10 protein-coding genes are annotated in these 6,190 nt (G+C 42.1%); 5 read left to right on the forward strand and 5 right to left on the reverse strand.

The genetic code is table 11. The annotated features are described in order from the left end of the window. A partial coding sequence (locus tag VF500_RS18090; protein ID WP_330861022.1) for an alpha/beta hydrolase occupies nucleotides 1–961 on the reverse strand: 961 nt, incomplete at its 3' end. A 186-nt stretch (nucleotides 962–1,147) separates the two neighbouring features. Here VF500_RS18090 and VF500_RS18095 point away from each other — a divergent pair. Further along, nucleotides 1,148–1,615, forward strand: coding sequence for a hypothetical protein (locus VF500_RS18095; protein ID WP_121231176.1), 468 nt, complete (start codon nucleotides 1,148–1,150; stop codon nucleotides 1,613–1,615). A gap of 85 nt (nucleotides 1,616–1,700) precedes the next feature. Further along, complete coding sequence (locus VF500_RS18100; protein ID WP_330861023.1) at nucleotides 1,701–1,829, forward strand: DUF3072 domain-containing protein; 129 nt, start codon at nucleotides 1,701–1,703, stop codon at nucleotides 1,827–1,829. 24 nt (nucleotides 1,830–1,853) lie between these two features. Here VF500_RS18100 and VF500_RS18105 read toward each other — a convergent pair whose 3' ends face one another. The 4 genes from VF500_RS18105 to VF500_RS18120 all read right to left on the reverse strand — a co-directional run bounded on the left by VF500_RS18105 (nucleotide 1,854) and on the right by VF500_RS18120 (nucleotide 3,913). Beyond that, a complete protein-coding gene (locus tag VF500_RS18105; RefSeq protein WP_330861024.1) occupies nucleotides 1,854–2,276 on the reverse strand; it encodes a BLUF domain-containing protein in 423 nt (140 codons plus the stop codon). Nucleotides 2,277–2,369: 93 nt separating this feature from the next. After that, complete coding sequence (locus tag VF500_RS18110; RefSeq protein ID WP_330861025.1) at nucleotides 2,370–2,810, reverse strand: BLUF domain-containing protein; 441 nt, start codon at nucleotides 2,808–2,810, stop codon at nucleotides 2,370–2,372. Nucleotides 2,811–2,882: 72 nt separating this feature from the next. Next, nucleotides 2,883–3,644 carry an MBL fold metallo-hydrolase gene (locus VF500_RS18115; RefSeq protein WP_330861026.1) on the reverse strand — a complete coding sequence of 254 codons (762 nt, stop codon included), beginning with the start codon at nucleotides 3,642–3,644 and terminating at the stop codon, nucleotides 2,883–2,885. After that, nucleotides 3,641–3,913, reverse strand: coding sequence for a hypothetical protein (locus VF500_RS18120; protein ID WP_330861027.1), 273 nt, complete (start codon nucleotides 3,911–3,913; stop codon nucleotides 3,641–3,643). Before VF500_RS18120 ends, VF500_RS18115 begins: the two co-directional genes overlap by 4 nt. A gap of 117 nt (nucleotides 3,914–4,030) precedes the next feature. Between VF500_RS18120 and VF500_RS18125 the strand changes: the two genes are divergently transcribed. The 3 genes from VF500_RS18125 to VF500_RS18135 form a co-directional block, all read left to right on the forward strand. Further along, complete coding sequence (locus tag VF500_RS18125; RefSeq protein ID WP_330861028.1) at nucleotides 4,031–5,092, forward strand: polysaccharide deacetylase family protein; 1,062 nt, start codon at nucleotides 4,031–4,033, stop codon at nucleotides 5,090–5,092. A gap of 9 nt (nucleotides 5,093–5,101) precedes the next feature. Continuing rightward, on the forward strand, nucleotides 5,102–5,563 hold the full coding sequence (locus VF500_RS18130; RefSeq protein ID WP_330861029.1) for a DUF4265 domain-containing protein: 462 nt from the start codon (nucleotides 5,102–5,104) through the stop codon (nucleotides 5,561–5,563). A gap of 137 nt (nucleotides 5,564–5,700) precedes the next feature. After that, on the forward strand, nucleotides 5,701–6,190 hold a 490-nt coding region (locus VF500_RS18135; RefSeq protein WP_330861030.1), incomplete at its 3' end, for an AAA family ATPase.

Raw genomic sequence — 6,190 nt, forward strand, 5'->3', positions numbered from 1 at the left:
CTTTATGGAATGCATCTTCCCATTGTTTGTGGTAGGCTTCCCATTGCTCCGTTCTTTCCTTAGCCGATTTTAATTGGGAGTTAACCGGTTTTAATAAGCCTTGCAGTTCCAGCCAATCATTAAACCGGTCTATCCAGGTATCGGTAGGTAAGTTTTGTTTGCGCATGCCAAAACCATGACCGCCTTTAACATACATATGCAGTTCGGCGCTATGTTTTGATGCCAGCCACTTGTTGTAAAGTTCCACGCTATGTGGTGCAAGGTCAAGCTGGTCATCTGTAGCAGCAGCTATGAACATTGGCGGCGCATCATCAGGGATCTTTGAAAGCAACTCGGGCGGTACGTAGGCATAAATAGGAGCATCAAAGTCGGGCTTGTTGGCGGCAGTGTAATTAAAGGCCGCTGCACTGGCCAGCGTTCCACCGGCCGAAAAGCCCATGATACCTATCCGTTGCGGCGAAACATGATATTCAGCGGCATGTTCGCGCACATAAGCGAGCGCTGCACGGGCATCGGCAATCCCCAGTGGAACTATCGGCGCTACTTGTTTTGGGAAATCTTTCTGAGCCATTTTGGCTATCAGTTCCTTTACCGGATCGTTGGTCAGGCTATGGGTCAGCCGGTATTTCAATACAAAGCAGGTTACGCCCTGTTTGTTGAGCCATTTAGCTACATCGTAACCCTCGCTGTTGATTGACAGGGTATGAAAGCCACCACCCGGACAAATAACCACGGCGGTACCTGTGTTGATTGCTGAATCCGGAAGGAAGACGCTCAATGAAGGATGCGTAACGTTGTAAAGAACTTTGGTGTTAAAAGCGTTGTTGTCACTTTCGCCTTCGGTCCAGGTCCAGTTTTCGGAGCCGGGGGCTGCGCCAGGATAAAGCGGGATGATTTTTTGCTGGGCTTGTACGCCCAATGCTGATAATAGGAGTAAGGTGCCTATCAGTTTTAATTTCATGGGAGGTTAATTCAGGTTAAATGTTGATATACAAAAATAACAGCATTAAGCTAAGAAACAAGATGCCTAAACGTTTTAGCAAAGATAAATTGCGCAATAACTATAACATCTGTAACCTCGCTGTAAAATATCTGTTATAAGGTTTAACGATAGATATTTTCGCTATCTTAAACATTCCTGATTTATATGACTGCGGCGTTTATCCATATTAAAAATCTGCTCCGGATTTTACCGTTGTTAGTTTTGCTTGGGGCATGCGCCAAACAAAAAAAGATCTTCCAAAGCGATTGCAATGTTTCCAAAGACTATCAGAAGGTTTCTTTTACCGAGCTTATTAATCATATTGAAAAATACGATAAGCAATACGTGGAGGTGAGCGGCAAATACAAAGAGGGGAATGAGCAATCGGCGCTTTTCAACGATAGCCTTTTTTCAAATCACGATCTGCATAACGCCATATGGGTTGATTTTAGCCAGGATTGCCCGCTTTATCTGCCGGGTACACATATTGGTTTGTTTACCTATAATGATGGCCAGTTTACTCAAATGAATAAGCGTAAAGTAACCATCAGGGGAGTGGTTGACGCGAGCGATAAGGGACATTTAAAACAGTATAAGGGCACTATTGACAGGGTGAGTTTTATTGAACTGTAAGTCCCGATGCGCTCACAAATCGGACAAGGGAGAGATATTGATCAAAATAAAGCAAAAGGCTCAAACACGTAAAAAAAACCGATGAATGTATAACGGAGATGAACTTGTAACCGGGACGCAACATTCCTATCTTAAAACATTATTGGACGAAGCTGGCGAAGAGCTTGACGGATCATTAACCAAAGCCGCAGCATTCAAGCTCGGCATAAAATAGGTCGCGGATTAAATAATTAAACCTTTAAAACGATACGGAAAGCCTGTTGGTTGCAGCAAAGGTTTTAAGCATGGTAACCGTGGCGTGGTTATTGTCGCCAATGAAGTTTTTGGCCGAGGGGCTTAAATAGCCTTCTATTAATTCCAGCACGTCTGCATTTACCGATGCAAAAGCCATAGACCATTTAGGGAAGATTCTTTCCTCAACACTTCCTGTTATCATTAGGATAATGTTGCGATGGCGAAAATCGAGTTCAATAGCTTTGTAGATGGTGTAAAGATCTTCTTTTTCACCCTCAAGCGCTTGTATAAAGGTGCCTTCACTGTAGAGGAGCATGCCTGTAACATTGTACTTTGCATTTTTTATTCGCGCTGTTTGCAGCAGGTCCAATAATTCCGCATCACTCATTAACTTTTTAGCGGTGCTTACATAAACAAGATATTCCATGAAATTAGGGTCAATTAGCAGGTTAATATATAAAGATTTATACACAAAACCGATAGCTGATTTTATGTATAAAACCGCTTATAGCTTAAACAATTAATTAAACAGCGTAAGTACCGGTGTTGAAAGCCTGTTACTATCGGCAAATGTTTTAATCATGGTAACCGTAGGGTGGCTATCAACATCATTGGTGAATTTAATAAATGCCGGGTTTAAATAACCCTCCATCAGTTCAAGCACATCGGCATTTACTGATGCAAATGACATCGACCATTTAGAAAAAATTCGCTCGTTAAGTATTCCGGTCGCCATTACTATAATATTGCGGTGTCTTAGATCGGCCTGGATAAAATTATAAACTCTGCGTAAATCTTCTTTTTCACCTTCAAGAACCTGCATAAAGGTTCCGTCGCTATAAAGAAGCATTCCGGTAATGTTGTTTTCAGTGTTTTTTAACCTTGCTGATTGCAGCAAATCCAATAGCTCATCATCGCTCATTAACTTTTTAGCGGTGCTGACAAATACAAGATACTCCATATAGAAATAAAATTAGGGGCTATTTTATTTTCGTAACTACGAAGAAAAAGAGGCAACGGATTTACGAGTTTGTTAAATTGTTAATTTTAATCCGTCATAAGCCAGTTCAATGCCGGCGGGGAGTTCTTTAGATACATCGGCATGTTTGCCCAACCTGTGGCTTATATGCGTAAAATAGGTGGTTTCTGCACCTATATCATTGGCAAAAGCAATAGCCTCCTCAAGTGTAAAGTGGGAGATATGCGTTTCTTTTTGCAGGGCATTTATCACTAATTTTTTGGTGCCTTTTATCTTTTCCTTTTCGGCATCCGGGATTGTTTTGGCATCAGTGATATAGGTAAAATCCTTGATCCTGAAACCTTTTATAGGCAGCCTGTAATGAAATACCTCGATAGGGGTAAGTTTAACATTCCCAATATTAAAAGGATCAAATCCAATGGTATGCATATTTACCTGCGGAACACCCGGGTAGCCTGTACCATCAAAAATGTAAGGAAATTCACGTGCCAGGGCTTTTTGCACCCTTTCATCTGCATAAATATCCATAGGTACATTTTGCTTGTAGTTAAAAGCCCGGATATCATCCATCCCGGCAACATGATCTTTATGTTCATGTGTAAAAACTATAGCGTCAAGGTGTTGTACATTGGCACGCAGCATCTGGTACCTGAAATCGGGGCCCGAATCAATGGCAATGACCTTATCTTCAGATTCAATTAAAATTGAACTGCGCAGGCGCTTATCATGCTTATCTGTTGAGAGGCAAACCTCGCAGTTACACGCAATAACAGGTACCCCCTGCGACGTTCCGGTTCCTAAAAATGTTATGGTCACAGCTGCAGTTTTGTTTGTTTAATTTCCTGCAAAAATGCAATCTGTTTATCATCAAGCAGCTTGTAATCTACCTCAAGTTCGCGCAATAGCTCAGCCAGGGCAAGTATCTTGCTTTCCAGGTTGGAGAAACGGTTCACTACGATCATTTTGCTATTAAGCAGCAGGCAGGCGCCGGTTTTAAAGTTGCCCTTTTCATAACGCACCTTGTAACCGGCCGTTTTTAACAGCATTTCCAGTTTCTCGAGTGTATGGTTCGTTGCGGGAAGCATTAATTTCAAAAGTAGTAAAAACGTGTGTATTTGCAGGGCTTAAATTGGCATTTGCATGTCACATTTGGTAATTAAATTTCTATTTTTAACTACCTTTTATATCCTAAAATTATCCGGATGAAGAACTTACTGCTTACCGTTGCTGGTATTGCTTTCGGCATGACCGTTTGTGCCCAGCAAACCAAAACCTATGCCGAAAAGCTTGGCTGGCCAAAAGGTGCACGTGTAATTATTTTGCATGTTGACGATGCCGGTATGTCGCATGAATCAAACGAGGGCGTGGAGAAAGCCATAGGTGATGGCGTAGCCACATCAACCAGTGTAATGATGCCCTGCCCGTGGGGACCCGATTTTAAACATTATATGGATCAACATCCGGGCATTGATGCCGGGTTGCATTTAACCCTCACCTCCGAATGGCAAAATTACCGCTGGGGCCCGCTGGCCGGTAAAACCACGGTTCCTGGGCTGGTGGATAAAGAGGGCGCGTTCTGGCCGGGAGTGGTCGCCGTTTATTTCCATGCTACTGCCGATGAGATTGATAAGGAAATCCGTACCCAGCTTGACCGCGCCTTAACCATGGGCTTTACGCCAACACATCTCGATTCACATATGGGAACACTGTTTGCAAAACCCGCTTTCCTCGAAAAATATATTAATCTCGGCATTGAAAAGAAAATTCCTGTAATGCTGCCTGGTGGCGAAGACTTGTTTTATCGGGCCGAAGCAAAAAACGCTACAATAGCCCAGCTTAAAAAAGATGGGAAATATACCGAAGGCATAACCATTCCCGAACCGGCAGAACTGAACAAGGTGAGGGACCTTGGCGAACTGGTTTGGAAAGGTGGCTTACCTGTATTGGATGACCTTGATAACTCAAGTTACGACTGGGTAATGCCTGATATCGAAAAAGCTACAGATAAGGAATTGCAAAAGTGGTACACCGATCATTATATCGAAAATTTTGAGCGTTTTTCGCCGGGGTTAACCATGGTGCTGATGCACTGCACACAGCCCTCTCCGCAGTTTAAGAATATCTGTAACGAAGGTCAGAAACGAAAAGGCGACCTGCTGGCCATGACCGATCCGCGACTAAAAGCTTATTTAAAGCAAAAAGGCTTTATTTTAACCACCTGGAAAGAGGTGATGGAGCGGAGGGTTAAAGCGGGAAATGAGTAAGTTTGTTTTATGGCTGATGATAAACATGTAAAAATACTATTCAGGTTATATAGCACTATTTTAGAAGAGATGACCGTAGAAACCATGTGGGCTAAAGTGGTTAATGAAGAAGAGGGTCTTTATGCCTTGGATAATATCCCTTTTTACCTGCCGATTATTGCAGTGGATGATATTGTATTTGCCGAATATGATGCCGATGAACAAATGCTCACTTACCGCGAAACGAGAGAATATTCCGGTAATTCAACCATTCATGTGATTTTAACGAGCGATACTGCCGACCTCAAGAGTATTGGTAAATTATTTGAAGAAATGGGATGTAACTGGGAGGGTATGAGTGATAAATATTTTGCCATGGATGTACCTGCTTCGGTTGATTACCGCTTAGTTAAAGCGCGTTTAGAAGAATTGAAAGAGCAGGATATTATAGATTATGCAGAATCTGCTTTATCAGTACCGCATCAATATTAGCTACATCATTTTACTCAATACACTGAGTAAAATGATTGTTCTGTTATAAGCTTCTGATTAACAGTTTACTTATGGTGATTTATGATGTGTGATTTTTGGCGAATATTTAGTTATTTGCCCAACAATTTATCTACTTTATGCACATCAACATCTTCGGTGCTTCGGGTTCGGGAGTAACCACACTCGGCCAGGCTTTGAGCAAAAAGCTGGGCTATCCCTATTTCGACAGCGATCATTATTTCTGGTTCCCTTCCGATCCACCCTTTACTGAGCGAAGGCCTCCCGAGGAAAGAAATACTTTGATCAACAAAGAAATGGCCGGCAATGAGAGTTGGATCCTTGGTGGTTCTGTCATTAATTGGAATAATAACTGGCAGTTTAACCTGTCAGTATTTTTGTATATCCCACAGAAGCTAAGGCTTCAACGATTAAAGGACAGGGAATATGAACGCTACGGTGATATTATCTATACTAATAAAGAACGAAACCGTCTTTACAATGAGTTTATTGAATGGGCTCGAGGGTATGATGGACTTATTACCAATAGTCGGAGTTTGCATTCGCACAAAAATTGGATGAACAATCTTAAAACGCCTTTACTGGTTATTGAAGGGGATACAACGGTTG

The sequence above is a fragment of the Mucilaginibacter sp. genome (assembly GCF_036383575.1).
Classification (GTDB): domain Bacteria; phylum Bacteroidota; class Bacteroidia; order Sphingobacteriales; family Sphingobacteriaceae; genus Mucilaginibacter.

Bases quoted from the DNA above. Each gene is read 5' to 3' on its own strand.
- VF500_RS18095 (WP_121231176.1), top strand. From the start codon at position 1,148: ATGACTGCGGCGTTTATCCATATTAAAAATCTGCTCCGGATTTTACCG.
- VF500_RS18100 (WP_330861023.1), top strand. From the start codon at position 1,701: ATGTATAACGGAGATGAACTTGTAACCGGGACGCAACATTCCTATCTT.
- VF500_RS18105 (WP_330861024.1), bottom strand. From the start codon at position 2,276: ATGGAATATCTTGTTTATGTAAGCACCGCTAAAAAGTTAATGAGTGAT.
- VF500_RS18110 (WP_330861025.1), bottom strand. From the start codon at position 2,810: ATGGAGTATCTTGTATTTGTCAGCACCGCTAAAAAGTTAATGAGCGAT.
- VF500_RS18120 (WP_330861027.1), bottom strand. From the start codon at position 3,913: ATGCTTCCCGCAACGAACCATACACTCGAGAAACTGGAAATGCTGTTA.
- VF500_RS18125 (WP_330861028.1), top strand. From the start codon at position 4,031: ATGAAGAACTTACTGCTTACCGTTGCTGGTATTGCTTTCGGCATGACC.
- VF500_RS18130 (WP_330861029.1), top strand. From the start codon at position 5,102: ATGGCTGATGATAAACATGTAAAAATACTATTCAGGTTATATAGCACT.